Consider the following 26,096-nt stretch of genomic DNA (forward strand, 5'->3'; position numbering starts at 1 on the left):
TTGTTAGTTCTGGTTTAATAAGGCTTCTATGCGGTCTACTACTTCCATAGACACCTCCTTCCATGAACGGTTTTGCACTGAAGCTTTAGCATTTCTACCAAGAGTTACTCTCAACTTGCTATCACTAGCGCATTCTTCTATCAAAGAAGCTAATTTTTCAGCATCACCTGGTTCGTGTAGTAACCCATTATAGCCATGACGAATTAAATCTTTTTGACCACAGCAATTGGTGGTAATGCAGCACCGCCCCGCCGACATTGCTTGCAGTACTGCCAAAGATTGTCCCTCGAAAAAGCTTGGTAAAACAAAGATGTCAGACTGAGCCAATATATTCAACTCATCAGATGCCTGAAATTTGGGAATGATTTCTACATAAGGGTAAAGCTCCTTAGGAAAAGAAGCTAAAATTGCTTCAGCATTCACACCTGTACCTGCCAGTAACCAATTTGGGTGTAAACCCAGTTTCTGCAAAATATTAGCAGCATTAAGTAGTGTGTTTATTCCTTTGCGTTCTAACCAAGAACCTATAAATAGGATAGTTAGTGGGTTATTAGACCTAGACGATTCATCTAACCCAGACGGGTAAACTCCATTCCTGAATAAAAAAATATCTGTCGAATTTTTATGATAGTACTGTTGGACAAACTGACTATCTTCCTGATTTGAAAGGAGTAACAAGTTCGCTTTTTTTAAGCCTAAGTCGCACTGACGCAATCTCCACAAGGGGAAAAAAACCTTTGTACGCAACTTGAGTTTTTGAGTACTTCCATCTTTCTCCTGCAACCGGAGATGCCAACCTCTTTGTTCTATACCATGACTAACTACCACAGTAGGAATAGCAAAATCCATAAAAACCCCTGAGGCAGGTTCATGAAGAATAAAAAGAGATGCTCTTAAATTGAGTTGCTGATAAAATTGACGTGCCACATATGGAAACAATCCTTGATGAGGAATTCGTCCAACCTGTTGTGGACCAATATGGAAAAATTTATAACCCCTTTTTTCAAGCTCATTTTTCCAGTGCCAAGCAATACGTCCCATGCCTGATTCTTCAGATACTTCAACATTAGCAACATGAACAATTAATTTCTTCATAAAAATTTTGCCTATTCTTTAATAGCTGAAAACGTCATATGACGTGCAAGCGGACGGAATAATCTGGCAAATAAAGGATTTTTAAATTTATCTATAACAAAGGTGTGTGGATGAAATCTTGGAAGTAAGATAAAAACATGGTGTGACCCAGCCATTTTATGTACTCGTAACCCAGCTTTATTAAACATACGTTTGACATTCCAATAAAGAAATAAATGATCAATGGGCTGAACTTTTTCACCACTGTTGAAAGGTTCTTTTCGTAACCAGCAAACTAACCATAATAATAAAATTGCATTTGAGTAATTCTCTGTTGTGAGAATTAGCTTTCCTAGAGGTTTTAATACTCTTTTCATCTCAGTAAGGGCTAACTGCGGTTCAGGAACATGTTCTAAACATTCGCAGGAAAGTATCAAATCAAATGTATTTGCTTCAAATGGAAGTGCTTGAGCATCTGCTACTTGAAACTGAACATTCATACTTTGATTTTGTGATTTATCTTTAGCCATTCCAATTGCTATAGAAGAAAAATCAACAGCAGTTACATTAGCTCCTTGATTTGCTAAATAGATAGCAAAATCTCCGACTCCACAGCCTATCTCTAAAATTTTCAATTTATTTAAGGAAGGTGATAGACTAAGTGCATTTTTATGCCAATCTTCGAGCTTAACTATTTTTGGATCATCTTTCCCATGAACTGCTTTATGCCATTCATCATATACAGAGCTTTTGTTAACCACGCAATTTATTACCTTTATTTAGATTGAACTTTTTGAACGATAACAAGGGAATCAACTTCATCAATGATTTGCCAAACAGAATTTTGATTATGACGAAATAATTGATTAACTACTCTAACTGAACCAGTGTCTTGAGTTGTCCAACCATTACTGAAAAGCCTACCGTCATGAAATGCAATAATTGCACCATCTTCTATAAAAGGATTCCAATCTAACCAATTCTGTAGGCAGCCTTTATAAGAATGATCGCCATCGATAAATAGAAAATCTATTGGCTTATCCCAATTTTTACAAACATCACAGCTAAATACTTCAATCCATTGAACAATTACCGCATACCTACCAAGCAGAAAAAAGGGTACTTGAGGAAAGAAAAAGGAATTCTACACTTGGAATCTACATCATCATCTCTGAAAAGTACTTTCATGAGCAATTGTTTATTTTTAGATTTATTGCTTAGAGTTTATTGGCTTTCAAAAAGTGACCAACTGAATGATCTTGAAACTGCTCAAATCGATCTAGATACCTAAATAGAGGCTGATGAAGCCTCCACATAACTTGGCGAAGATAGAATGAAGTGAATAGTAATATTGGCTTCAATAGCCAATTTTCTGAGAGAGAGGGTAGCTTTTTAGCAGAATAACAAACATCATTCATGATTTTTGAAAAGTTACCTAGTTGTGACTTAATCCAAACGACTTCAAAGCCAGAACTGTTTAATAAGCTTTTTATACCGAAAGGCGTGTAGCGGAAGAAATCGAAGGGGATTTGATGTTGCTGTTCAGATTCAGGGCAACTAATAAAAAGAAGCCCCTGTGGCTTTAAAACCCTTTGGAACTCGGCAATAACTTTCCAAGGTTCAGGTAAATGCTCTAAAACTTGAATTGAAATAATGATATCTATACTATTATCTTCAAGTGGAATATTTCTCAAATCTCCCCTAATGTCTAATTTAGAGTAGTCACATTCACTATCTCCTATTCCTAGATCCATTGCAATATACCTAACAGATGGAAAATAACTTTTCCAATGACAATTACCTGCTCCTGCGTCTAACATTATAGATCCACTATCTACACAAGATTGGATATCGTAAATAAATTGTTCCCAATAGTAGTTATGCATTGTATTTATTTAGCTAGATTTTTCGGGACTTTTTTTAGTTTTTCCTTCCATAAATTAAACTTAAAAAACACATAGATAATTTCAATAAGTGTTGAGAATAAAGCCTTAAAAGTATGCGAACTTAATCGGTGTTTAGCTATAGCTCTTATTCGGTATTTTATTATGGTGATTATAAGTTTTCGTTGAGAAATTGGCTCATTTTTTTTACAGAACCAATAATAAATATCACTTTCATGATAATTTGCTAATTTGTTACCCCAAGGTGCTATTCTTGGTGGATGATCAACTATAGCCCTTTCAACAAATATTGCTTGTTGATCTAAAGCCTTAATCCGATCACGGAATTCAACATCCTCTAAGTGAGGGTATGGAAAATTTTCATCAAAACCTTTCAATTTCTCAAAAAGTTGAATATCAATTATAAGATTGCAAGACCAAAAATAACCGCCTGTAAGGTTGATTGGTGCATGTTCTAGAGGAGAGCGAATGCCCGCATTGCAAGTTGTCTGACCTTCATAAACATAAATATCTGTAATGATCGCCTCTACATAAGCTTCTAACCATTGGTCAGTAGGCACACAATCATCATCTGTAAAAACCAGCCATTTACCTTTAGCGTGCTTTGCGCCATTATTACGGTTTGCAGCCGGACCTTTGCAGGGACCAGCAACCCACTTTACCCAAGGGTATTGCTGTCTAATCATCTCTTCGGCAGTAGTTTGGGAACCATCATCTGTGACAATGACTTCATACTGGTCTGCTGGTAATGTTTGCACACCTGGGGCGAGGCAATCCAGGCATTTTGCTAATAAATCATTGCGATGATAGGTTGGAATAATCACTGAAAAAAGATGATTATTGTTAACACCAATATAATTTTTTGAAGGCAGAGTAGCCATAAAGTTTAAGTGTCTTAATTAACGAATAATAGATTATCTTCTGCAACAAAAAAATATAATTTAGTAAAATAATCATTTTTTCTGTATAATTTTTTCAAAAATATCCATGATTTGATGAGCAAATTTTTCTGAATTTAACCCAGCATCTACTAATGCTCTTGCCCTTTGTCCCATTTCTAGTGCTTTATCCTCATTATCTTCAAAAAATTGAATTGCATTTTTCCAGCCTTCAATATCGCCTGGTGGAACCCACTTTCCGATTCCTTCTGCTTCAATATCAATATCAATAAAAGCATTTCTAGTCATAATCACTGGTTTTCCCATACCCAGAGCATCCATCAAGCTAGTAAGACCAGATAAACTAAAACCTGATACCATTGGAATTGCTAATACTCGTGCATTTGCATAAATTTCTAGCAACTCTGGATACTTCATGAAATTATTTTGAGGTTGAACTGTTATTTGAACATTCTTAGCAAATGTCTCAAAAGTATTAGAGACTGAATTTTGCAGACAAATTATATGAGATCGTATATTGGTTTGGGATGCAGCCAACCCAAATGTTATGAAATCACGACCTGTCCTGCCAGCAGCGACTACACCTTTTCCTAACCTACCAAGATCAGGGTAAAAATTAGCATCCGGTCCCCAGTTGGTCACAGAAGATCGTAGTGGTAAAATAGAATTTATTTCATCTGCAACAGCTTGGCTGAGACTAGGGAATGCATCATTTCCTCTCACCCATAATTTCATAAATGGAGAGCGCAACCAACTGAGTCGGCCACGAGCTAATGGATGATGAGCTAAACTTACTATCGGTATTTTGATTAATCCTAATGCCTTAATGTAGTTGAGTATATGTGTTTGGGTTTGACAGGGAGCATAAATTAAATCAGCATCATTTAAAAACTGTAAAGATGACCATTGTTGATCAATGTCGCCTAATGGTACTGGAAATTGAGTCCTATAAAGGAATTGATTAATAGATTGTAAAATTTGCGAATTTTGAAAAGGAACAATCTCAACGTCATATCCTCTGTGATGAAAATAGTTAACTCCGTATAGGTGATGATCTGGTTTTTCTCGGCGTTCTACTTCACGCCATACTTCTTCAAATGGATAATTATTGAGAATAGCAATACGATACATACTACTTATAAATCTTCTGGTAAATTAATCTGAGAAGAATACCGAATTGCACCAATTCCTAAACCATCTTGTTCAGGATCTTCTATGAACTCATAAAATGGATAAAGTGATTTAATCTTACTCCAAAATCTGGGCACTTCTCCGACCCAGCGACCAGTTTTTTGTCCATATCGAGTGTAATAATCTGGAACAATATCATGTAAGGCGATGATACCACCGTCACGTATGAAATGCCTGTAATTTAAGAAGTCTTGCTTTACTCCTTCGTAAGTATGGTCTCCGTCGATAAATAGTAAATCCAGTTTTTTGCCATCTAAAATACTCTGGACTTTCTCTATAGTTTGTGGATGATATGATGAGCCATCAACAAAAATAAGCTGCTGAGAATTTTTTGCAAAGTAGTGAAGTTGGGCTTTGTTTTTTACGTATAAATCAATTCCCAGCATGGATTTAGTAGAGGACAAAGCTTGGCTTAGTAGAAAATTTGTTCCCCCATTAGCTGTACCTATTTCACATACATATTTTGGTTGTTCAGCGTTAGCGAAATGAAGTAAGCTGAGAATTTCATGTTTAATTTGATGAGGTCCAAACAACTGACTAGATAATTCAAAATATTTCTCTAAACTATCGCATTTACTAAAGATAGAATATTGATTTTCTCGATTCCTTCTTCCTAACCAAAATTTTACTTCTTTTAACTTATCTTCTCCTATAGGAAAAATATCTCGGATACCTGGAAGTCTAGTAAATCTTTGCCAAGCCCTTTGAATTAAGTATAGTTTAGTCATCGTGTAGTTTTGCGTAAGTTATAAGAATGGATCATGTCAACATAGATAGAACGAAGTCTATCCCAGCTAAAATGTTTATACACTGATTGATGTCGCCGATACTTAGAATCATCATCATTGTCAGTTAATACCTGAAGAATCAGATTTGTCAAACTTCCAGATAATTGAAAGTTTCCTAAATATCCCTCATCCTTGAGGACAAATTGTGTTACCTCATAATCATGAGCTAAACAAGGCAAGCCATAGGACATTGCTTCTAAAAATACACGTCCAAAACCTTCACCTAATGAAGTCAGTACAAAAACATCTGCCACTTGATAGTAATCGCCAACTTGATTAAACCCAACAGTTTTAATTTGAAACCTATCTGGCTCTAGTAAGTGATTGCCCAACTTAAAAATTTCGGGAGATTCTGCCTCTTGTTGTCCTAAAATTAACAGATAAGGGCGTGGCTTTGGCAATTGGGCAACCTCACGGATCAAATAATCCATCCGCTTGTGTGACTTGTTTATTGCTCCTACAGATAAGACAATTGGCAAATTCTCTGGCAATTCTAACTTTCGTCTCAGAGTAGCTTTTTCCTCAGCAGATAAAATCTTTAATTGAGAATCCATTTGGATACCATAGGGCACTAAACTTTGCTTCTCTAAAGGTTCTTCTGCTTCCACCGCAGCCTGAAGATGGATGGGTGCAACCTGCTGCACATGATCCCAACGGTGAAAAGGAGGTGATAGAGGACCGCCATTACAAAATAGGAGTTTGTAGCGTTGTCGTATTCGTTTTCGCCAGTGCCAAAGGATATTTCCTGCTATGCCATCACTGAAGTAAATTACGTCAGGTTGCTGTTGATAAATATGGGGTAAAAGGCTACAGACAAATGATACCTGCTCAATAAAGTAAGCTCCTCTACCTGTTAATTTACCCAGATGAATCCCTACCGAACTATCACGCGGAAAATTCCACAAAGTAATTTGGCGATGATTAGATTTTCCTCCTCCCTTAAAAAGGGTAATATCCAATTCTGGCTCTTGAGATAAGGCATCAAAGCACTCTTGAGTAAAGGACTCAAAACCTCGTTTAACGTTACCCAATCCAGAACAAACCAGAAAAACTTTTATCACTTTATAAACCCCGAAGCATTAGCAGTAAACGGTCTAGGGGAATTGGCAATCTCGCGCAAAACTCAATCAAACGAGCATTTCTTCTCATTTGGAGTGTGACATCAGAAGTTTTTACAAAACCGTAAACAGTGTTTCCCCGACGTTCAAATCCATAAAATCCAAATCCCAGACTGCGAATAATCCAAAACATTAACGATCGCAGATGGAAATTTTGCGGTAAATGGCATTGGATACAAGGACCAAAACTCCAACTTCCAGCAAAAGCACCACCTATTCTTAACAAACGATTGATTTCGATCATAGCCTCAATTGGATCAATGAGATGTTCTAACACCTCTGTTGAGATTACAGCATCATAAAGTGGTTCTGGCTTTTCTAAAATACGAATGTTTTTAAAATCAGCCAAATGTTGTTGGATAATGTGACGAAACTCTGTGATGTCTACTAAATCGATTTTTTCTGCTTGAGGTAAGTTGATCGAACACAACCGAGAAACTGTCCCAATTCCTCCCCCAAAATCCAAAATTTTACTGAGCTGTACATGGGAAATTAAACGTACTGCTGCTAGGCGATCGCTAATCGTAGATTCATCAGATTCTGAAAACGCGGCATTGATTAACCAAACTGGATGTTGATAATATTCATACAATAATTCTGATAGTTCATACTTGCTTGTTTTAATTTTATCTTCTACTTCTTGCCAACCTTCGTCTAGAATTGACCAGATGCCCTGTAACTTTAGTCCATTCATCTTTTCTGATCGAGTCAAATATTTTGCCGCCTCCTGCCATCGGGGAGCTACACTAAGGCGTGAAACTATCTCTTGCCAACTATAAACTAGAGGTTGATTCATACTTTATTAACTAATGGGTTATTCCTTTCATCGAAAGTCGGCGAGAAACTCCCTGACCTTAGCCAGCGAGTTTTTTCTCATTCAGGTGATTTACAGCATATGACTCTACGAATATCCTGACTTAAGTAAGATATAGGATTTTTTATTAACTTTAAATTCGATTCATAAAGTTTATAGTTGAGTTGAGATAAAAACGTAATTAACTCTTCCACTGAGTAGCCTAGTTGGCTTAAGAAGGCAGGATGTACTTCTAGAAAAATTATGGGATTATAATTGCTGAGAAATTCAATTCCACCTTTCAAAACATTTAACTCGAACCCTTCAGTGTCTATTTTTATGACATCAGGTATAATATTTTTCAGAACAATAAAGCTATCTATTCTTGTAACATCTACCTCGACGAATTTCTCAATTACCGAAATATCTGACTTTGTTACTATAAAATGATCGCTAATATCAGATTGCATCTGCAATTTTCCTTCTGAATCTCCAAGAGCTAATTGAAAAACTTCAATCTGACATTTAGAGTTAAGATGCTGATGATGCTCAAGCATCCTGCATGCCGATGGAGAAGGATCTAATGCAAAAGCTGTAGTATTCAAGTTACTTGAAAAAACTAAGCTGAATATCCCATAGTGGGCACCAATATCGAGAAAACACTTTTTTTCCTTAGTGAGCGAGATGAAAGATTTCATTTCACTCACCATATCTGCATCAAAATCAGTGAAATATCTGAATGCATAATAAGCATCTTCATGAACATTTAAAATTACTTCTTTGGAAATAGCAATCTGATTTTGTATTAATCCTTGATTGAAAATTTTGAATCTAATTTGATTAATTTTTCTGGAGAAATATCTAAGTATTTTAGATTGCCATATATATATCATAAATGGATGTCTTCTCATAGTATTGGAAATGGTATTTGTATGTTTTTAAAGTTGCAAATAAATATGATTAACTACCCTTATCAATTATCATTAATTAGTTAATGCCATTTTCTGAATAAAATAATACAGTGAATTACTGACTTTAAACTGCTCAAATTGACTTTTTAAAACTTCAAAAGCATTAACTGCAATTATTTGATTTAAAGAATAATTATTCATTTGTTTGGCAATAAAGGCTTTAACGTCTGGAACATTATTTGTTTCACAAACTAAACCACATTCCCATTTATTAACAAAGTGATTGCAAGCAGAGTAACTAGGACCGCAAGACATAATTGGTATACCTGTGGCCATGTAATCGGTCAACTTTGTTAATATAGAAGAGCGAATCACATGAGCATATTCGGGTAAAAATGATGTTGCGACCAACAGCAGATTAGCACACTTTAGGTATTCATTTAATTCATTGTAAGGAATTAAAGAGCCATAGATTACTTCCCACGTTTGCAGTTGTGTCTTATAAAAATCCCAAAATCCTCTAGCTGTATACACCACTAATTCAACCTGTACTCCTTCACTTCTAAGTTCGTATACTGCCTCTGCTACCGAAGCTAGCGCATCATAATGCATCCCTTGAATTGAACCTGCATATGCAATTCTAAAAATATCATTTATGGATTTTTTTTCTAGATTAGGTAAACTCTTGTTAGATAAAACGACAGGATTATGAACAACCAATGATGCTTGAGGCGTTATTTTGTAACGAGATGACAATTCATCTTTTAGTTGTTCGCTAATCATTAACCAAGCAACTGATTGCTTGAGAATTTGATTGGTTAAATCTTGTATATATTGGTGTGTTAAATTTTGCAAAAAAGAGTATGGCCATTTGGTAGGACGCTTATATGCCATCCAATTATCCATTAAATAGATTAAAACAGGACGGTCAAATTCCACCATTAGTTTACACCCCATTATTAGACACAAAGGAGTAATAGGGCATACCAAAATAATTTCTGGATCAAAATTCTTTAACTGACTTTTATTAGGAATTGAAAGCCATTCTATAAATTGAAAGTTTATTGCATCTATTAGGTAGTTTAAGATAATCCCTAATCTATTTCTTATAGTTGGCAGATATTGAGATGAAAATGATATTACACGTTCTTCAAATGGAGGAGATGGAGGGGTATCCCTTAAAGTCAATGTTGGAACGTATTGCATCAAAAGTTCCGAAGGATAGTTCTCAAATAGATTAAATAAAGTTGGATTAGCACTGCTACCATCCTTGCTAAAACTTAAAGATAGTTCACTAACTATTAAAATGCGGGGCAAATTACTCATTTTTATTTACATAATTTAATCGGTGGTCTAGGAAAGAGTTTCTTTAACGTGAGCAAAAGTCGGCTTACGGTAAGCCGACTCAATGAAAGGCACTCGAACTTTAAGTTATAAGCTCGCTCTCAAGTCCACCTAGAACAGAGGTAAAAAAGCGCCAGATTAGAAGCTGATTTCGACCGATTGCATTCCCAAGGGGAAATTAAGGGTTGATCAGGGTTCTGGAAAACAGTACTTTCTGCTACAGGTTTGAAGGAAGTTGTGATTTGGCAGTTTCATTAAAGCCTACTTAACCAAGTTGTAGCAATTTCTATAAAAATATTATCAAGACTTTTTGTGATAGACCACTGAGGATAATGTTGCTGCATTTTCCGCAAATCGCTGTAGTAGCAAATGTGATCGCCTTCACGGTTTTTGTCTACATATTCATATTGCATTGGTTTACCTGAGAGAGAAGCAACTATGTCGAAAGCTTCCAGAATAGAACAAGTATTATTTTTACCGCCTCCCAAGTTATAAACTTCCCCAGAACGAGGATTTTGGATAAATGCTTCAATAAAACGAGCAACATCATAAGAGTGAATATTGTCTCGAACTTGCTTACCCTTATAGCCAAAAATTTTGTAAGTCCGTCCTTCTAAGTTAGACTTCACTAAGTAGCTGAGAAACCCATGTAGCTCAACACCTGAATGGTTTGGCCCTGTCAGACAGCCACCGCGCAGGCAGCAAGTTTTCATACCAAAGTAACGTCCATACTCCTGCACCATGACATCGGCTGCAACTTTAGAAGCACCAAAAATCGAGTGTTTGGATTGGTCAATTCGCAAGGTTTCAGGAATACCATACTCATAAATTGGATCAGCGTAATCCCAACGGGTATCTAACTCCAACATTGGGATTTCGTTTGGGGCATCACCGTACACTTTATTACTGGAGAGATGAACAAAGGGAGCCTCAAGGACAAACTGGCGAGTTGCTTCCAATAGGTTCAAAGTACCAACAGCATTGGTATCAAAGTCATCAAAGGGGATTTTAGCTGCTAAATCGTGGCTAGGCTGTGCTGCTGTGTGGACGATCGCATCTGGTCTGAGGCTATAAATCAAGTTTAGGACACTTTGGCGATCGCGAATATCAACTTCGTGATGCACAAATCCTTTAATTACAGACTGCAACCGTTGTTGGTTCCAGCGAGTGTCTCCTTGAGTCCCAAAAAAAACTGCTCTTTGGTTATTGTCAACACCATGAACTTCCCAGCCAAGGGAAGCAAAATGAATGCATACCTCAGAACCAATTAGCCCTGAGGAGCCAGTAATCAGCAGTTTTTGCATAATAATCTCTCTGAAAGAAATAAAATTTTACTTATCAAGAAAACTTCCAGAGCGTAGACGCGCAGTGGCTTGTGGTTAGACATCGCCCCATTTCAAACATTGCGATCGCCTGTACTGTTTTATCTAGTGAGCGATCGCAGTATCATACGACACCACAAAAATAACATTTGCCTTTCACTCAAAAGCGATCGCCTCCTAGTGTGCAGAATGCGATGTATCCTTTTGCTGCTACTTCTAGGGGATACTGCTCTTTCCAGGTTTACCACAGTCTTTCAATTGGATAGCCATCAAAAGCAGAATCAATGCTCACAATAGGGACTTGTTCCACAGTAGCCTGAGCTATCAACAGTCTGTCAAAAGGGTCACAATGATGGTTGGGTAGATTAGTTAAAGCGTAAATATGAGTTAGCTCAATAGGTAAAAGTTGCAAGTCGTTTGTTTCCTGTTGGTCTTTGATCAACTCCGAAAGTGGCACCTTAAGAGTCAACTTTCCAATCTGGAGTTTAATCTGTATTTACCAAACACTAATAATGCTCAAAAATAGAGTGTTGCTTTCATCATCCAATAACTTTCTCGCTGGCTGTGAAAGCTTTATGGGGTCTATTGACCACCAAATTAATGTATGGGTGTCTAAAAGAAAATTCATCACTCACCCATCCAAAATTCATCTGGTAAAGGCTCATTAAAATCGTCACCAATCCAACCCATACCTTCATGCAATCCAGCAATGCGTCGCTTTTTTTGGTTCTGACTAGGTTGGGATTGGACGTGTTTCTGGACTAGAAATTCAACAAAATTTACCACCATCTGTTGTTGTTCTGGTGGTAGAGTTTGCAGTTGGGCAATTAATGTCTTAGTTATATCCAGTGTTTGGGAAGTCATCTCAACTGTCCAAATTAGCACCTCTTAATATTCTAGAGCAATTCTGAACAGCCCAATACTGTTTAGTGACAACCAGAACATTTGCCTTTGACTCAAAAGCGATCGCCTGCCAATCAAGTTACGACTCGTGAAGCGTAAAGCCCCCGCGAATAAACCGGGGGATATAAGCGAATGACCGAATTTATTCGGTTGTGGTATGATTGAACTAATGGGCAGGGCATTGTCCATTGGATTAGATGATATAAGACGGGTTATGCCTGCAATAATTGTTTGACCTCAGAATGTCCCGTTTGTCTATTCGGGGGAGTATGTCAAAAATCATCTGGATCAACACCGAGCGATCGCAATCTTTCTGCTAATCGTTCGGCTCGTTGACTTTCCTGTTCGGCTCGTTCCTCTGGTGTCACAATCCAATTACCTGTAGCATCGTACCAACGCAGCCATAAACCTTCAGTTTGCTGATAACTCCCACTCCATACCCCTAACCCTAATTCCAGTTCTCTTAACCAAAACTTTTGTTCTGGAACTTCTACTGCTTGATATCGTGTTGCGGTTAATTGAAACACTCGCAATTGATTTTGATAGCGGTCAAACACGATATAGTAAGGAATTCGCAAACTCTGTTCATACACCAGCCATTTTGTTGGCGGCTTGTTGGCATCTCTGAATGTTTGTCCTAAATCTTCGGCTTCGGTACCGGGTGAAAGTAATTCAACTACTAAAAATGGGGCGATTCCCTCTTGCCAAACAACATAGCTCAGGCGCATATCTTGTTGTTGTTGGGCACGAGATACACCTAATACCAAAAACCAGTCTGGTCTTTTGTGCCACAATCGATTGCGGGCATCGTAATACAAATTTAAATCTGTGCCAATAAACATTTCCCCAGTTGGGTAATTTGGGGGTTTACAGGTTTCGCGTAATAATTGGGATTGGAAGTCATGGAATTCGTCCGGCAAACCAGGCTCCTCTGGGTCTTCACTAGGAAGATCATACATTGTCGGCATGGTTTCCCTTGGTGGACGAGGATGCATTTGTTCCGGTAAGTCCATATCCTCTGGATCTTCACTGGGCAGATCATACATTGTCGGTAGGACTTGGCTGGGGGGTAAGGGTGGATCTGTTTGGTAGATAGCTTCGTTTTTCACCACAATTGGCTAAAGTTATTCCTATTTCTGCTGATGCCTCCCGACGAGCAGCTTACTACTTGTATTTTATAAGAGCGATCGCCCCATTCCAAGCATTGCGATCACTCCTCAAGGTTGAGATTATCGATTTCAAACCCTAGTGATCAAATTTTTTACCTCAAAATGACCAAATTATCAATTAGCAAATTAGACTAAGCGCTTTACTTTTTATTTTGTCTTCTTGAATCTTTTCTTTGAGTTCATTATCTGTATATATACCTTCCAAAGCTTCTAATGCTGCTTTTTTAAGCGCTGTATCAAAGGCATCAGTTAAAATTTCTTTTAATTCTTCTTCATTGGCATAGCATCCACCTGATTTTCTCCGTTTGTTAACTCTTTTAATTTCTTTGCTGGCATTATAAATAGAAAACTCCCAAGAACGGGTACTGCGTTTTTCAGCCTCTTGCTTAATTAAATGCAACAACAAAATTACCGCATAGCTATAAATCTTATTTAATTTATCTTCCCTTGACATTTCTTCAAGTTCAGCGACAACTTCTAGAGCTTTCTCATATTGTTTTTCTTCAATAAGTTGACGTAACAATAATAGTTCTTCCATAATCGACTGTTTTTTTAGAACTGACTAATACCTATTTTAATCCGAGCAACGTTTGATTCATCTCAGTTGATTTTAGAGGATGTTTGTCAAGTTTTAAAGTATACTGAAAAACCCCGCTTCCATTCCTCTCCCCGAAAGGTCAAGAGGCTTTTAAACCCCCATTGCCTTGTAGGGAAGGAAGGCAGGGGGGTTAGCTTCTGAGGCTTTTGGTGTTTCATACAATACTTTTTAAACATCCTCTTAGGTTCATTCTTGATCAATTGCTCTCTCAAAATAATCTGTAGTATTACACAAAAACTGATGATTCAAAATTTCTTCTATTTTGTAAGGGCAATTTTCACCAAAATTGGCTAAAGTTATTTCTGTTTCTGCTGATGCCTCCCGACGAGCATTACGATAGGCTTTGGTTAAAATATCAGGAAGGTATTGACGCAAGCTAGGATTTTCATCTAGTAAATCATCCCGTTGGTTAGCGATCGTTGTAAACCAACTGACAGAGCGTTTTGTAGGTTGATGCTGCCATTTTAGTAAATGCGCTAACAAAACTACTAAGCGGTTTTTTAAGTCATTTTTTTCGTGAATGCCCATAGCATCGAACTCTTCTGCCAGATTCTCCCAATCTAAAGCTGCCACATCTCGATTAGCTAAGGCTGATTGCTGCTGGGTTAACCAAGCGAAGAAATCTTGCTCGTAGAGAGATGATTGAGACATAATATCTTTGCCAAGCTTAATATTGCTGATAGCTGACGGCTGAATGCTTACCTCAATTTTTATTGAATTTCTTCAGGTAGCCACTTTTCATCTAACGCTTGTTCAGGAGTCACAATGGATTCTAAAGGAAAAATTTCCGGTTCAAGTCCAGTTTTAACAATTGTAATATCTCTAGCATCTTGATAAGTTTCTGCCAATATTTCTAAAAAGAAAGGTTTGAGACTAGGATTTCTTTTGAGAAGTTTTTTGATTTGTTTCCTTTGTTCTATAATTGTACCTTGACATCCTCGACTGTTATAGTTTCTTTCTTGATACCAATAAGTTAGTTTTAGCAGATGCTCAAGTAAGACAATTAGGCGGCTTTCTAATTGATGCTTTTGTTCATTACCCAAGTCTTCTAACTCTTCTAATAAATTTTCCCAATCCAAAGACTTTAAATCTCGATTACGGATGTTATGAGTAGTAGTTTGTACCCACTGATAGAAATCTTGATTATATAAAGCATTTAACTGCTTATGTGAGTCATTTATTATCTGATTCATATATCTGTCAATTGAAGACAACTATCTATATGCTACAACAGTCACCAGTCCAAAATTCCAAGTAATATTATTCAAGTGCGATGCCTTAGTATGGGTTATAATTCCCGATTAACTTATGACATTTTATACTTTACAAATATCCTCTAAGATCAGTGTGCGATCGCCTATATCCATTTAGTAATGCACAAAGCCTGTAATTACATTTGAGGAGCGTAGACATCGCCCTAGTCCTAACATGATGATCGCAACATTTGTTGGTATAGTTCGATGTATCTTTTTGCTTGCAGTTCTAAGGGATATTCATTGAGGGCGATCGCTCAACAACTTTCACTTATTTTCTGCCGTAATTGTTCATCTTCCAGCAACGTTACAATACCATTGTATAACCTTGATTATTAACTAGGTTTGCTTGTAGACACTAACAAGAAACTTTCTGTCTTGAGCATGTGTAGTAACAATGATTCCACGTTAAATACTGGTATTAAATGTGGTAAATTATACACCTGATAATTATATTTTTCAGCAAATATTATTAAACTTTCAATCGGACAATTATAGGCTTGTAAGTTGGTAGCGTTCCACTCTAGCAATATAGAAGGTTGATCATTTTGAATACAATTTAATGCCCCCTTAAGGGTTTCCAATTCTGCACCTTCAACGTCGATTTTAATAACTGAAAGTTTAGGTTTGCCTAGAGTTTCCCACTCGATATCTATTGTTGTTACTGGAACCTCTATTTGATTATTTGTGTTAACGCGTTTCGTATCTTTGAAGCCATCAAAGGCTCCCATGTCTGGAGAAGCAATAAAGAAGTCTAAAGTTCCAACTTGGCTACCAACCGCCTTACTAATTACTGTCCATCGTTTATTAAACTGACTACTTTCGGCGGTACGATTCAGAAACTTATACGTATTTGGGGAAGGCTCAAATGAAACAACCATACAAGAATCATGCTTCTGAAGTATAGGAATAGACATCAAGCCAATATTTGCTCCTACATCAAAGTAGGTACTGTTTGGTTTCACTAATGAAGATAGAATATTTAGGTTTTCTTGCTCGTAAATACCTTGTTCACAGGCTAACCTAAATATTAGTGAATTCTTCGGAAAATAAACTTTAGTACCATAATAAGGAAATGCTCCTGCAAAACCAGGGCATTTTCCATAAAGCCATTGTTTGATCTGCTTTCTAAAAGTCATAGCTTTGCAAATAGAGCATCAGATTGTAATAACTCGCCGCTTGGTGCGCGAAAACCAGGTTCTATTTCTATTAATCTAAACCCTGCTTGGGTAAGAAGGGAATATATATCAGCAAATATAGATGAGCCTTCATACAGAGGTTTAAATGAAATCTCTATCCAAATCATACTAGTGATTTTTAGTGTTTCTTTACCTCCATCTATGACAAGATGTTCAGCACCTTGCACATCTATTTTAATGAGATCAATTTCAGAAAATGAATATTTACACAAGGCTTCATCTAAAGTCATCGCTTGACATTTAATAGTTTTTGGCTTTCCTAAATTAAGAGCACTTAACTCAGGAAGAGAACGTTTAATATTAAGAATGGACGATGTTGCCTCTGCTTCATTTACCTCAAGTTCAATATCTCCTGATTTATTAGACAACACACATTCTAAAACTGAATATTTTGGAGATATAAATATCTGTTGTAGATGATTTGCTTTATGGGGCAAGGGTTCAATAAGTAGACCTTGCGAGACTCCACAATATTTATCTAAGGCAATAGTAAACCAACCATCATGTGCTCCAATATCTACCAAAGTAATAGGTGTATTTTTTGGCAAATACTTTAAAATACATACTGGAAGACCATCATGACTATATAGTAGTCCTAATTTGTTATAAATCTTTTCTTTAACAAATGGCTTGAGTCTTGAAAACATTGTATTTATCTATATACTAAGTAGATTGACTGAAAAAATTAGATTATGTAACATTATGTAAAACTGTTTCAATACGATATTATGGTTGAGGTTCAGGCATTTTATAAAGCTCACTAAATTTTGATTGTTTAAACCTATTTAGAGGCTAACTCATCAGTTATAGAGCAATCAATTTGATTTAAAGGAATCTCAAAAGAACCATATCCCCAGGATTGATTTAATACTCGAATATAGCCATTATTAGGCGGTCGATTAACATCAAAGCGTAAGCCTTCTTCAACACGGTCATAAAATTCAGCATCCGGTAAAGTTAAATCTAAACTTATGATATATGAACCTACAGCAAATTTATCAATTGGAAAGCTAAATGAAATAACGTTGATTCCCGTATTGATATTTAAGATTTGTTTGGGATTCAACGTTCCTAAAGAACCAAATCCAACGGCAATTCCCATACAATCTTTCACACGGATATCTAAACTGATAGTCTTTTCAGTAGGTGTAAATATATTGACTTCTACAAGAATCTTTGACTCTATGTAATCATTGCTATTTTTTATAATCTTTCCTGATATTATTTGTGGTTTCAATTGATTGATGTTTTTACGGTTGAAAGAATTAGAACTTAATGAATCTTGCAGATAAATCTTGACTGCTTCGCTAGAGTTCGCATCAGCCACAAGATGACCTAAACTCAATACAAGAGACCTTTTACATATGGCTTGAATCGCACTCATATTGTGGCTTACAAATAAAACCGTCCTTCCTTCTTGCCCTACATCCTCCATCTTCCCTAAACACTTCTTCTGAAACTGAGCATCGCCCACCGCTAACACCTCATCAACAATCAAAACCTCTGGTTCTAAATGTGCCGCCACGGCAAACGCCAAGCGCACATACATCCCCGATGAATACCGCTTAACTGGCGTATCTAAAAACTTCTCTACCTCCGCAAACGCTACAATTTCATCAAACTTACGCTTAATATCTACCCTACTCATTCCCAAAATTGCACCATTGAGATAGATATTTTCTCTACCAGTTAACTCTGGATGAAACCCCGTACCTACCTCCAATAAACTAGCAACTCTTCCCTTAATTTTGATGCTTCCTTCCGTAGGTTCAGTAATCCGGCTGAGAATTTTTAAAAGTGTAGATTTTCCCGCACCATTGCGCCCAATAATTCCAACTCTGTCACCCTGTTTAATCTCAAAAGACACATCCTTAAGCGCCCAAAACTCCTCCTGGGAATTTTGGATTTTGGATTTTGGATTTTGGATTAAAGTACCAAGGGACTTAACTTTATTAGCAATCACATCGCGCAATGCAGTGTAACGTTCTTGCTGTTGATGCCCAATAATATATTTTTTACCTAAATTTTCAACTTGAATAACAGTGTCAGACATTAGTTTTTCAGTTATCAGTTATCAAATGGAAGTGAGGTCAGAGTTATTAAAAAACCTTTCTTGGCATTTACGAATGATTTACGATTGCGCTAGTTTAGCCTCCACCATCATTTGCACCACCTGCTTCATCTTGTATTTCGCCTGCCATCCCAGCTTGTTCTTCGCCTTAACTGGATTACCTCTACCCACTGCCAAATCTGTAGGTCGCAGCAAGCTATTATCTATCACAACATGGTGACACCAATCTAAATTCACAGATGCAAATGCTGCTGCTACAAATTCCTCTAATGAACTGCTCTCTCCCGTAGCAATTACATAATCATCCGGCTGTTCCTGTTGCAGCATCAAATACATCGCCTCCACATATTCCGGTGCCCAACCCCAGTCACGCTGAATCTGCATATTTCCCAAATAAAGCTGCTCAGTGCTACCTTGAGCAATGCGACAAGCAGCCGCAACAATCTTTTGAGTCACAAATCTTTCTGGTCGTAAGGGAGATTCATGATTAAATAGAATCCCAGAACAGGCAAACAAACCATAAGCTTCCCGGTAGTTAGCAACTTCCCAAAAAGCAGCAGCTTTAGCCACAGCATAGGGGCTTCTGGGGCGGAATGGTGTTGTTTCATCAGCCGCAGTTTCGCCAGTATCCCCAAAACATTCACTAGAACCAGCGTTATACAGTTTGATTGGCACACCCAAAAAGCGAATAGCTTCTAATAAATTTAGAGTCCCAGTAGTGATACTTTCTAAAGTTTCTACTGGTTGCTCAAAAGACAAACCAACTGAACTTTGCCCTGCCAAATTGTAGATTTCATCTGGCTGGATTTTTGTCAGCACTTGCAATACACTCCGAAAGTCATTCAGAGCCATTGACTCTAACTTTACCTGGTCACGGATAGCTAAGTAAACCAAATTTCGGAAAGAGGAAATCTGGGCATCTCGCGAACTACCACAGACGCTATAGCCTTGATTAAGAAGTAACTGGGCCAGGTAAGCTCCATCCTGACCCGATATTCCACAAATGAGAGCTTTCTTCATCAACTTATATTAGAGGATGTTTTAAAACTATTGGGCGAATATATAGCGTTTCCCAATAAGAGTAGACTTCTTGCATAAATCAAAAATAAGAACCCCACCCCGCCAAAGCTACGCTTTGTCTCCCTGCCCCTAATCCCCAGAGGGGACCCCGAGTTCCCCGCTCTTCGAGAGGGGATTAAGGCTGGGGTGTTTGGGACTTTTGCAAGAGGTCTAGTGAAGTACATTTTAAAACCTCACGCCCAATCCCTCTCCTTACTAAGGAGAGGGGAGATAAAGAATAAGCTTTATCGGGGTGAGGTTAAGCTGTACCTCAGTTGCTTAAGGATTCGCTATAACTTTATATCACATCTGCAAACGTCCGTTCCACCTTACGAAAATACCAAATTCCACTGATAAATAACAAAATTACTAATCCCAAAGACAGCAAAAAACCAGGAAGATATAACTTTGACTCACCCCCTAAAATCGCCCAACGGAAACCATCAATTACTCCTACTATAGGGTTCAGAGAGTATAACAAACGCCATTTTTCTGGAACAACACTGCTGCTAAATCCCACTGGCGAGATATACAAACCAAACTGCACAATAAACGGCACAATGTAACGAAAATCTCGATACTTGACATTTAGAGAAGCAAACCATAATCCTGCCCCCATTGAAGCAGCAAAAGCAATAGTAATAAACAGTGGTAGTGTCAGAATTCGCCAACTGGGGACAAAGTTATACCAAGCCATTAACCCCAATAAAATCATCCCCGAAATCAGGAAGTCTACAAAGCTTACTACTACTGCACTTGTCGGTATAATCAAGCGGGGAAAATATACCTTTGAGATTAAGTTAGCATTGCCAATCAAACTATTGCTGCACTCCGAGAGTGAGTTGGCGAAGAATTGCCAAGGCAACATCGCTGAAAAGACTAGAATTGGATAAGGCACACCCTGGGAAGGCAACTTTGCCAATTGTCCAAACACAATTGTAAAAACTACCATAGTCAAAAACGGACGAATCAGTGCCCAAGCAATACCGATCGCAGTTTGCTTATACCGCACCAAAATATCACGCCAAGCAAGAAAATAGAATAATTCTCTATATCGCCATATGTCTTTCCAATACTGCTGGTCTGTGCGTCCAGCTTCAATCACTAACTCCTGTTGAGAGACAATTTTTGGATCACTCATAATTATTGATTGAAGATTAATATATTTAACAAAATGGCACTAATAACACTTAACTCACAAACTGGAAACCTTTAAGACCTTGATAACCAACATGTCTGGCACTCTTGCGCGTAAACTCCCCAACAGAAGGGTTCCCCAGAGCATCAATCACTCCGCTTACTTGCTGCCATAGTTCTTGTGGTGCTACCAAAATTTCATAACTGCGATCGCCACACTTGTGAATATGATACCAAGTTGTTTGCTGACACTCTTCACACCAAAAAGCTTCTAACCATTCTCCTTCTATAGGCACTGCGGTTTGGTTAGCTACTAACATCAATGCATTCCGCCGACTCATCCCTCGTTGCTGTAATTGACCTGCTTGGTCAGCAAACATTTTATATTTCTGACTGACGCTATCGATATAGCAGCTATGAATGAGACAATAAATAGCCCGTCGCTGGGAACGTCTCCGATTTCGGTCACACCTTTTCTGCAATTTCACCTCCTGTATAGACAAAAACTATGAGCAAGGAAGGTATGTTGGAGGGACTGAGATCAATAAGACCATCGAAGCCCAACTCCTAAAAAAATAGTAGGAAAATATGCAATTAATTCCAATATACTTACTTTACATCGCTTTGAGATATGGCTATTATCTCATCAGACAATAGTGCCTGCTCCAAAATATGTAAGTATTGTTGAGAGATAACTTTTGGTGTAAAGTGCGACGATCGCAAATACTGGCGACCTGCTTTGCCCATCTGCTCTCCTATTTGTGGATCTCGATTCAGAAAGCGAATAAATTGCGCTAGACCTTGACCATCTCCATTGTCAAATGTTCCACCACAGTTGGCTTCAGCCATTAGTTCTCTGAGATATGAAGTCTGTGAGCAAATTACTGCTATTGGCCGCTCAGAGGCTAAAGCTGAATAAAATTTGCAGGGAACAACTAAACCCTCTGTAGTTGCATCCACACTCACTAATGATAGATCGCAAGCTGTTAAAGAATAGGGTAACACTTGCTGCTCTTGATAGGGTAAAAACGTAAAATTGTTCAGCCCTAACCGATTTACTTCCGTGATTAATTCTTCGCGTTTGGCACCACCACCAATGCAGACAAACTGAATTGGCTCGTCTTGTAGTTGCTTTGCAGCTTCTAACATGGTGTCGATGTCATGGCAGCGACCCATATTGCCAGAATAGAGTACGGTAAATTTGTTAACTAAGTTATACTTCCAAGCAAACCAGTTTTCTCGTTTGGCAATCGGGACGATCGCTTCTGGGTTAGCCCAACTGTGAATTATAGAAATCTTATCAGCTATTTCGGGACAATGCGCTAATACCTGTTGTTTCATCACCGGACTAAGTACTATAATCCCCTTGGCTTTTAGCCAAACCTGTTTGTTGATCCCATGCCACAAGCGTACTAGCCAGTGACGCTTGGAAATTATGCCTAGTGCGATCGCAATATCAGGGTATAGATCGTAGAGTACACACACATAGGGCAATCGGAACAATAAATAACCCAGATATCCGATAACTGGCAAAAATGGGGGAGCTGTAGTTATTAGTAATATATTCTTGCGACGCCAAGCTTTGAGTAGATAGAGCATAGCGCGTAAAGTATATAGTACCCCATTAACAGCTTTACCACGAATTCTTGCCGTCCAAATTTGGGCAGTGCGCGATCGCTGAATTCTGATTTGGTCAGCCCATTCAACTGCTGGGGCCCGATGAGAGCTAAACGCATATCCTGGCTGACTTGTAAAGACTTCAACCTCTACCCCTTGCTTCCCTAACTGTTTCACTAGTTCTTCAATCAACTGCCCTGTAGCAGCATAATCTGGGGGGAAAAATTGGGTCAGCACAGATAATTTAATTGATTTTTGAGTTTTTACAGAAGGTTTATTCCTTGCATCTAACTCAGTAGAAATCGATGGCAATAATTGTTGATTAATCCATTGATTAAGTTCATTAAGTCTCATCAGTTCTGTTCCTAGTCTAGAGTAGAAAAAGGCTTGTTTCTTCTCTCAATGTTTGAAAGATTCAAGCTATGTATTAAAGTTTCCCTAAGCGGAACGAGTTAAAGCAAAAAGCCTAATTTCTCTTTAGGACTGAGATGCTTTACCAAGAAAGAATAAAGGCATCAATTACCAGAACAAAGCCCAGTCCGCAAGCTTCTGAATAAAGGGGTTTAAGACCCCCACTAAATATGCATATATATTTAGTGGTCAACAATAAAGTGGTGGTCACTGACCAGTTCGACAGGTATTACAGTGAGCTTTGTTGAACTGCTGACTGTAATACTTTTGCCTGCACTGAGCTTGTCGAAGGATCGAAGTGCGGGTTTGAATCCTCCACTGATAGCGCTACGCTTTCTCGTGTCCGCGAGCGTCTTCATTCTGACTCCTGACTTTTGAATTCTTCTTGGAACACTACGCACCCTGTGGCAAGGCTTTTCTACGAAAAGCTACCTAAACTAGAAAAATAATGATACAAAACTCACTGTTCAAACATCCTTAAGGAATTTAAAGATATCATCATTGAGTTTTATTTTTTACGTGTAACATCTGTTACGCCCCACCTTATCATGTTTCAATTCTGAAGACCAAAACCTCATCAAAACTTTATATTACGAAAGAGAGACTAGCAAATTTTTTATAAAATAAATATTTTTATTACTTACGCACTGTATAAATTGATTGGTATCTATATACTATTTTAACGAAAATAGGGCATTTCAGGCTTTTCTTAATCATCCTTTGATAAGTCGCCGAGGCATAGCCCAACCCTGTTATTGCTGAAAAAGCGTTGAAAAATCAAGTTTTAATACCTTAAACTCGTATTGGATATCTAGTATTTTTTGTCAATACTTGAGTTCTATTGTTATACTTTGAGCAAGCAAATACTAGGTAAGTACTGTAAGTTATAGTTTTTACTTAGTTTATTACGTGCTACGCTCAATAAAAATAGAGAGCTTTCATTAAAGAGAATATCAAATAAATATTATATGTAGTATCTATTGTTACCTAAACTTAAAAAACCTAACTGAAAGCTTCAAAAGCCTTTTTACTGCTCCCGTTCAGTGCATTAGCAACTATTAAACACATGATAGAGAATTATCCTTCTCAAAATTCAAGTTCTAATCGCAGTAATAACTCTGTGCCTCCATTTTCTCAAAATCAACCTGTTCGCTGGGCTGAAGAACAAGAAGAGGAATGGAACTTTCAAGAATTTATAAGTATTTTACGGCGGCGATCGCTACTCATGACAAGTGTAACGATTGCTTTGATGACACTTGTAGTGATTAACTTAGTGGTAAACGAGAAGCCCCCAGAATATGAAGGCAGTTTTCAACTGTTGGTAGAACCTGTAAATGATGATCCCAAAGTTGTGGATGTTGTCAAAGACTTGAACTCACAGAAGTCTAGTCTAGATTATGAAAGCCAAATTCAGGTTCTTAAGAGTCCTGAACTGATGAAAAGCACTCTTAACCAGTTGCAAGCCTCCTATCCAGAAATCAACTATTATTCTCTTCTGGAATCTCTGAAGATTAATCGATTGCAAGAAACCAAGATTATAGAAGTTCGTTATCAAAGTAGCAATCCAAAGCAGACTCAAGTTGTACTAGAGCGAATAGCAGATAATTACTTAGATTATAGTCAATTAAGGAGGCAAACCAAGTTACGTCAGGGGCTTCAGTTTGTTGAAAAGCAACTGCCATTTATCCAAAATCGGGTCGATCAGATTCAAAAAGAATTGCAACTTTTTCGACAAAAGTACAATTTTAATGACCCAGAAAGCCAAGTCAGCCAAATTGCTTTACAAACTGTTGAATTCTCTCGACAAAAACAAGTAATTGATCTACAGTTAGCCCAAGTTCGTGCTAATTTTGGTATCCTACAAGGAAAAAATGGAGCAACGACAATACTGAATAATGCTCCTTTATATCAACAGTTGATTGCTCAAATACGCCTATTTGATGTTCAGATTGCTACAGAATCAACTCGTTTGCAAGAAGAGAATCCCAGCATCCAAACATTGAAAGAGAAACGAGCTAGTCTTTTACCTTTGCTACGTCAAGAGTCAGAGCGCTTATTGAGTGTAGAGTTTGCCGAAGTCGCGACACAGTTTCAAACCTTAGAAGTACAAAGCCAAGAACTTGCCAAAATAGAACAAAAATTTGCACAACGACGCAGCCAACTGCCAATTTTAATCCGACAGTACACTGAATTACAGCGCAAATTACAAATTGCTACTGAAAGTTTAAATCGGTTTCTATCAACCCACGAAAATCTCCAAATTGAAATATCCCAATCGGATATTGGCTGGCAATTACTTCAAAGACCAACTACCCTAGATATTCCTGTTGATCCTTTTTCTACTCAACGCAATTTTATACTAGGATTCGTTGCAAGCATCCTCGCAGCAATTGGTGTTGCCTTACTTGTAGAAAAGCTAGATAATACCTACCATACTGTTGATGAACTGAAAAAAAAGCTCAAACAACCATTGTTAGGAAATATTCCTTTTGAAAAGCAAGTTCAAACTAAGAAAAACCGCACTTTTAATCAAAAAACTTCCTTAGCAAATATCCAAAATTCTTCTTCTCAGGGAATTGCTGGATTGGCTGTTTTACCAGATAAAAAGTATGGTGACTCTTCTACCAACTTTTTAGAAGCCCTACGGGTACTTTATACCAATATTCAACTACTCAGTTCCGATCGCCCGATTCGCTCCATAGTTATTAGTTCAGCTATGAGTGGTGATGGTAAGTCTACGGTTGCCCTCCATCTAGCTCAAATAGCTACAACAATGGGGCAACGAGTTCTACTTGTAGATGCTGATCTTCGTAAACCCACAATTCACGAGCTATCAGGTTTAAATAATCTATGGGGATTAAGCAATTTAATTTCTACAAACTTGCCATTGGGAGAAATAATACGACAACTACCTTCCATGAACCAATTATCTGTAATCACCTCTGGACCAATACCACCCGATCCGACAAAGTTGCTCTCATCTCAAAAAATGAAGCAACTAATGGCAGATTTACATAACAGTTTTGACCTAGTGATTTATGATGTCCCTCCTTTGGTGGGATTAGCCGATGCTAGCCTGATAGTACCCCACACTGATGGGCTTTTGATAGTAGCCAGGATTCAAAAAACAAATTCCTCAATGCTAAAAGCAGCTTTAGATAACCTGAAAATTTCTCGGTTGAATATATTAGGCATAGTTGGTAATGCTCAGAAAAATACCAACAATAGTTATTATTATTATTAGTAAATAAATAGAAAGAAATGTTCAAAATATTGAACTACATCAAGAACATCTGCTAAAGGCGATCGCCTAACAGTCGGGTTTAAGTGAAGCA

The 26,096-nt window shown here is 37.7% G+C and carries 28 protein-coding genes; 2 read left to right on the forward strand and 26 right to left on the reverse strand.

Annotation, left to right across the window (positions count from 1 at the left end):
* Window positions 1-3 precede the first annotated feature (3 nt).
* From V7K36_RS21610 to V7K36_RS21680, 16 genes are all read right to left on the reverse strand, one after another.
* A complete protein-coding gene (locus V7K36_RS21610) occupies window positions 4-1,095 on the reverse strand; it encodes a glycosyltransferase family 4 protein (protein WP_335119107.1) in 1,092 nt (363 codons plus the stop codon).
* An 11-nt stretch (window positions 1,096-1,106) separates the two neighbouring features.
* On the reverse strand, window positions 1,107-1,835 hold the full coding sequence (locus V7K36_RS21615) for a class I SAM-dependent methyltransferase (RefSeq protein ID WP_335119109.1): 729 nt from the start codon (window positions 1,833-1,835) through the stop codon (window positions 1,107-1,109).
* 14 nt (window positions 1,836-1,849) lie between these two features.
* The gene (locus V7K36_RS34230) at window positions 1,850-2,185 is read right to left on the reverse strand and encodes a class I SAM-dependent methyltransferase (protein WP_442948499.1); all 336 of its coding nucleotides are present in this window, start codon (window positions 2,183-2,185) and stop codon (window positions 1,850-1,852) included.
* A gap of 106 nt (window positions 2,186-2,291) precedes the next feature.
* Window positions 2,292-2,960: a class I SAM-dependent methyltransferase gene (locus V7K36_RS21620; RefSeq protein ID WP_335119111.1), complete on the reverse strand. Its 669-nt coding sequence runs from the start codon at window positions 2,958-2,960 to the stop codon at window positions 2,292-2,294.
* A gap of 5 nt (window positions 2,961-2,965) precedes the next feature.
* The gene (locus V7K36_RS21625; RefSeq protein ID WP_335119114.1) at window positions 2,966-3,859 is read right to left on the reverse strand and encodes a glycosyltransferase family 2 protein; all 894 of its coding nucleotides are present in this window, start codon (window positions 3,857-3,859) and stop codon (window positions 2,966-2,968) included.
* A gap of 72 nt (window positions 3,860-3,931) precedes the next feature.
* Window positions 3,932-5,008: a glycosyltransferase family 4 protein gene (locus tag V7K36_RS21630; RefSeq protein ID WP_335119116.1), complete on the reverse strand. Its 1,077-nt coding sequence runs from the start codon at window positions 5,006-5,008 to the stop codon at window positions 3,932-3,934.
* Window positions 5,009-5,013: 5 nt separating this feature from the next.
* Window positions 5,014-5,796: a class I SAM-dependent methyltransferase gene (locus V7K36_RS21635; protein WP_335119118.1), complete on the reverse strand. Its 783-nt coding sequence runs from the start codon at window positions 5,794-5,796 to the stop codon at window positions 5,014-5,016.
* Window positions 5,793-6,917, reverse strand: a complete 1,125-nt coding sequence (locus V7K36_RS21640; protein WP_335119120.1) for a glycosyltransferase family 4 protein — start codon at window positions 6,915-6,917, stop codon at window positions 5,793-5,795. Before V7K36_RS21640 ends, V7K36_RS21635 begins: the two co-directional genes overlap by 4 nt.
* Window position 6,918: 1 nt before the next feature.
* Complete coding sequence (locus tag V7K36_RS21645; RefSeq protein WP_335119122.1) at window positions 6,919-7,770, reverse strand: class I SAM-dependent methyltransferase; 852 nt, start codon at window positions 7,768-7,770, stop codon at window positions 6,919-6,921.
* Window positions 7,771-7,847: 77 nt separating this feature from the next.
* Complete coding sequence (locus V7K36_RS21650; protein ID WP_335119124.1) at window positions 7,848-8,678, reverse strand: FkbM family methyltransferase; 831 nt, start codon at window positions 8,676-8,678, stop codon at window positions 7,848-7,850.
* 72 nt (window positions 8,679-8,750) lie between these two features.
* A complete protein-coding gene (locus V7K36_RS21655) occupies window positions 8,751-10,004 on the reverse strand; it encodes a hypothetical protein (RefSeq protein ID WP_335119126.1) in 1,254 nt (417 codons plus the stop codon).
* A gap of 272 nt (window positions 10,005-10,276) precedes the next feature.
* A complete protein-coding gene (locus V7K36_RS21660) occupies window positions 10,277-11,326 on the reverse strand; it encodes an NAD-dependent epimerase/dehydratase family protein (protein ID WP_335119128.1) in 1,050 nt (349 codons plus the stop codon).
* A gap of 259 nt (window positions 11,327-11,585) precedes the next feature.
* Entirely contained in the window at window positions 11,586-11,813 is a 228-nt protein-coding gene (locus V7K36_RS21665) for a type II toxin-antitoxin system VapC family toxin (protein ID WP_335119130.1), read from the reverse strand.
* Between the two features lie 158 nt (window positions 11,814-11,971).
* Complete coding sequence (vapB, locus tag V7K36_RS21670; RefSeq protein ID WP_335119132.1) at window positions 11,972-12,208, reverse strand: type II toxin-antitoxin system VapB family antitoxin; 237 nt, start codon at window positions 12,206-12,208, stop codon at window positions 11,972-11,974.
* Between the two features lie 24 nt (window positions 12,209-12,232).
* Complete coding sequence (locus V7K36_RS21675) at window positions 12,233-12,436, reverse strand: hypothetical protein (RefSeq protein ID WP_335119134.1); 204 nt, start codon at window positions 12,434-12,436, stop codon at window positions 12,233-12,235.
* A gap of 83 nt (window positions 12,437-12,519) precedes the next feature.
* Window positions 12,520-13,293, reverse strand: a complete 774-nt coding sequence (locus V7K36_RS21680; RefSeq protein WP_442948500.1) for a Uma2 family endonuclease — start codon at window positions 13,291-13,293, stop codon at window positions 12,520-12,522.
* 68 nt (window positions 13,294-13,361) lie between these two features.
* Here V7K36_RS21680 and V7K36_RS21685 point away from each other — a divergent pair, with 68 nt between their 5' ends.
* Window positions 13,362-13,496 (forward strand): hypothetical protein, encoded by a 135-nt coding sequence (locus tag V7K36_RS21685; RefSeq protein WP_335119136.1) that lies wholly within the window; start codon window positions 13,362-13,364, stop codon window positions 13,494-13,496.
* A 38-nt stretch (window positions 13,497-13,534) separates the two neighbouring features.
* Here V7K36_RS21685 and V7K36_RS21690 read toward each other — a convergent pair whose 3' ends face one another.
* The 10 genes from V7K36_RS21690 to V7K36_RS21735 all read right to left on the reverse strand — a co-directional run bounded on the left by V7K36_RS21690 (window position 13,535) and on the right by V7K36_RS21735 (window position 22,704).
* Window positions 13,535-13,954, reverse strand: coding sequence for a DUF29 family protein (locus tag V7K36_RS21690; protein WP_334945749.1), 420 nt, complete (start codon window positions 13,952-13,954; stop codon window positions 13,535-13,537).
* Window positions 13,955-14,200: 246 nt separating this feature from the next.
* Window positions 14,201-14,665, reverse strand: coding sequence for a DUF29 domain-containing protein (locus V7K36_RS21695; RefSeq protein WP_335119138.1), 465 nt, complete (start codon window positions 14,663-14,665; stop codon window positions 14,201-14,203).
* A 59-nt stretch (window positions 14,666-14,724) separates the two neighbouring features.
* Window positions 14,725-15,207, reverse strand: a complete 483-nt coding sequence (locus tag V7K36_RS21700; protein WP_335119140.1) for a DUF29 domain-containing protein — start codon at window positions 15,205-15,207, stop codon at window positions 14,725-14,727.
* 395 nt (window positions 15,208-15,602) lie between these two features.
* The gene (locus tag V7K36_RS21705; protein WP_335119142.1) at window positions 15,603-16,406 is read right to left on the reverse strand and encodes an FkbM family methyltransferase; all 804 of its coding nucleotides are present in this window, start codon (window positions 16,404-16,406) and stop codon (window positions 15,603-15,605) included.
* Window positions 16,403-17,113: an FkbM family methyltransferase gene (locus V7K36_RS21710; protein ID WP_335119144.1), complete on the reverse strand. Its 711-nt coding sequence runs from the start codon at window positions 17,111-17,113 to the stop codon at window positions 16,403-16,405. The genes V7K36_RS21705 and V7K36_RS21710 overlap by 4 nt, the downstream gene beginning before the upstream one ends.
* A 134-nt stretch (window positions 17,114-17,247) precedes the next feature.
* Window positions 17,248-18,519 carry an ABC transporter ATP-binding protein gene (locus V7K36_RS21715; protein WP_335119146.1) on the reverse strand — a complete coding sequence of 424 codons (1,272 nt, stop codon included), beginning with the start codon at window positions 18,517-18,519 and terminating at the stop codon, window positions 17,248-17,250.
* 78 nt (window positions 18,520-18,597) lie between these two features.
* Window positions 18,598-19,557: a GDP-mannose 4,6-dehydratase gene (locus V7K36_RS21720; protein ID WP_335119148.1), complete on the reverse strand. Its 960-nt coding sequence runs from the start codon at window positions 19,555-19,557 to the stop codon at window positions 18,598-18,600.
* Between the two features lie 337 nt (window positions 19,558-19,894).
* Window positions 19,895-20,737, reverse strand: coding sequence for an ABC transporter permease (locus tag V7K36_RS21725; protein WP_335119151.1), 843 nt, complete (start codon window positions 20,735-20,737; stop codon window positions 19,895-19,897).
* 49 nt (window positions 20,738-20,786) lie between these two features.
* Complete coding sequence (locus V7K36_RS21730) at window positions 20,787-21,215, reverse strand: hypothetical protein (RefSeq protein ID WP_335119153.1); 429 nt, start codon at window positions 21,213-21,215, stop codon at window positions 20,787-20,789.
* 127 nt (window positions 21,216-21,342) lie between these two features.
* Window positions 21,343-22,704 carry a glycosyltransferase family 4 protein gene (locus tag V7K36_RS21735; RefSeq protein ID WP_335119155.1) on the reverse strand — a complete coding sequence of 454 codons (1,362 nt, stop codon included), beginning with the start codon at window positions 22,702-22,704 and terminating at the stop codon, window positions 21,343-21,345.
* A 1,123-nt stretch (window positions 22,705-23,827) separates the two neighbouring features.
* Between V7K36_RS21735 and V7K36_RS21740 the strand changes: the two genes are divergently transcribed.
* Window positions 23,828-26,005 carry a GumC family protein gene (locus V7K36_RS21740; protein ID WP_335119157.1) on the forward strand — a complete coding sequence of 726 codons (2,178 nt, stop codon included), beginning with the start codon at window positions 23,828-23,830 and terminating at the stop codon, window positions 26,003-26,005.
* Window positions 26,006-26,096: the final 91 nt, after the last annotated feature.

The organism is Nostoc sp. (assembly GCF_036919555.1).
In the GTDB taxonomy this organism is placed as follows: Bacteria; Cyanobacteriota; Cyanobacteriia; order Cyanobacteriales; family Nostocaceae; genus Nostoc.

What these genes read in the sequence shown, in the direction of transcription:
- V7K36_RS21660 (WP_335119128.1), bottom strand. Translation starts at nt 11,326, where the DNA reads ATGCAAAAACTGCTGATTACTGGCTCCTCAGGGCTAATTGGTTCTGAG.
- V7K36_RS21735 (WP_335119155.1), bottom strand. Translation starts at nt 22,704, where the DNA reads ATGAGACTTAATGAACTTAATCAATGGATTAATCAACAATTATTGCCA.
- V7K36_RS21610 (WP_335119107.1), bottom strand. Translation starts at nt 1,095, where the DNA reads ATGAAGAAATTAATTGTTCATGTTGCTAATGTTGAAGTATCTGAAGAA.
- V7K36_RS21650 (WP_335119124.1), bottom strand. Translation starts at nt 8,678, where the DNA reads ATGAGAAGACATCCATTTATGATATATATATGGCAATCTAAAATACTT.
- V7K36_RS21705 (WP_335119142.1), bottom strand. Translation starts at nt 16,406, where the DNA reads ATGACTTTTAGAAAGCAGATCAAACAATGGCTTTATGGAAAATGCCCT.
- V7K36_RS21655 (WP_335119126.1), bottom strand. Translation starts at nt 10,004, where the DNA reads ATGAGTAATTTGCCCCGCATTTTAATAGTTAGTGAACTATCTTTAAGT.
- V7K36_RS21620 (WP_335119111.1), bottom strand. Translation starts at nt 2,960, where the DNA reads ATGCATAACTACTATTGGGAACAATTTATTTACGATATCCAATCTTGT.
- vapB (WP_335119132.1), bottom strand. Translation starts at nt 12,208, where the DNA reads ATGACTTCCCAAACACTGGATATAACTAAGACATTAATTGCCCAACTG.
- V7K36_RS21630 (WP_335119116.1), bottom strand. Translation starts at nt 5,008, where the DNA reads ATGTATCGTATTGCTATTCTCAATAATTATCCATTTGAAGAAGTATGG.
- V7K36_RS21625 (WP_335119114.1), bottom strand. Translation starts at nt 3,859, where the DNA reads ATGGCTACTCTGCCTTCAAAAAATTATATTGGTGTTAACAATAATCAT.
- V7K36_RS21715 (WP_335119146.1), bottom strand. Translation starts at nt 18,519, where the DNA reads ATGTCTGACACTGTTATTCAAGTTGAAAATTTAGGTAAAAAATATATT.
- V7K36_RS21720 (WP_335119148.1), bottom strand. Translation starts at nt 19,557, where the DNA reads ATGAAGAAAGCTCTCATTTGTGGAATATCGGGTCAGGATGGAGCTTAC.
- V7K36_RS21700 (WP_335119140.1), bottom strand. Translation starts at nt 15,207, where the DNA reads ATGAATCAGATAATAAATGACTCACATAAGCAGTTAAATGCTTTATAT.
- V7K36_RS21710 (WP_335119144.1), bottom strand. Translation starts at nt 17,113, where the DNA reads ATGTTTTCAAGACTCAAGCCATTTGTTAAAGAAAAGATTTATAACAAA.
- V7K36_RS21645 (WP_335119122.1), bottom strand. Translation starts at nt 7,770, where the DNA reads ATGAATCAACCTCTAGTTTATAGTTGGCAAGAGATAGTTTCACGCCTT.
- V7K36_RS21690 (WP_334945749.1), bottom strand. Translation starts at nt 13,954, where the DNA reads ATGGAAGAACTATTATTGTTACGTCAACTTATTGAAGAAAAACAATAT.
- V7K36_RS21695 (WP_335119138.1), bottom strand. Translation starts at nt 14,665, where the DNA reads ATGTCTCAATCATCTCTCTACGAGCAAGATTTCTTCGCTTGGTTAACC.
- V7K36_RS21635 (WP_335119118.1), bottom strand. Translation starts at nt 5,796, where the DNA reads ATGACTAAACTATACTTAATTCAAAGGGCTTGGCAAAGATTTACTAGA.
- V7K36_RS21740 (WP_335119157.1), top strand. Translation starts at nt 23,828, where the DNA reads ATGATAGAGAATTATCCTTCTCAAAATTCAAGTTCTAATCGCAGTAAT.
- V7K36_RS21725 (WP_335119151.1), bottom strand. Translation starts at nt 20,737, where the DNA reads ATGAGTGATCCAAAAATTGTCTCTCAACAGGAGTTAGTGATTGAAGCT.
- V7K36_RS21680 (WP_442948500.1), bottom strand. Translation starts at nt 13,293, where the DNA reads ATGTATGATCTGCCCAGTGAAGATCCAGAGGATATGGACTTACCGGAA.
- V7K36_RS21675 (WP_335119134.1), bottom strand. Translation starts at nt 12,436, where the DNA reads ATGGACAATGCCCTGCCCATTAGTTCAATCATACCACAACCGAATAAA.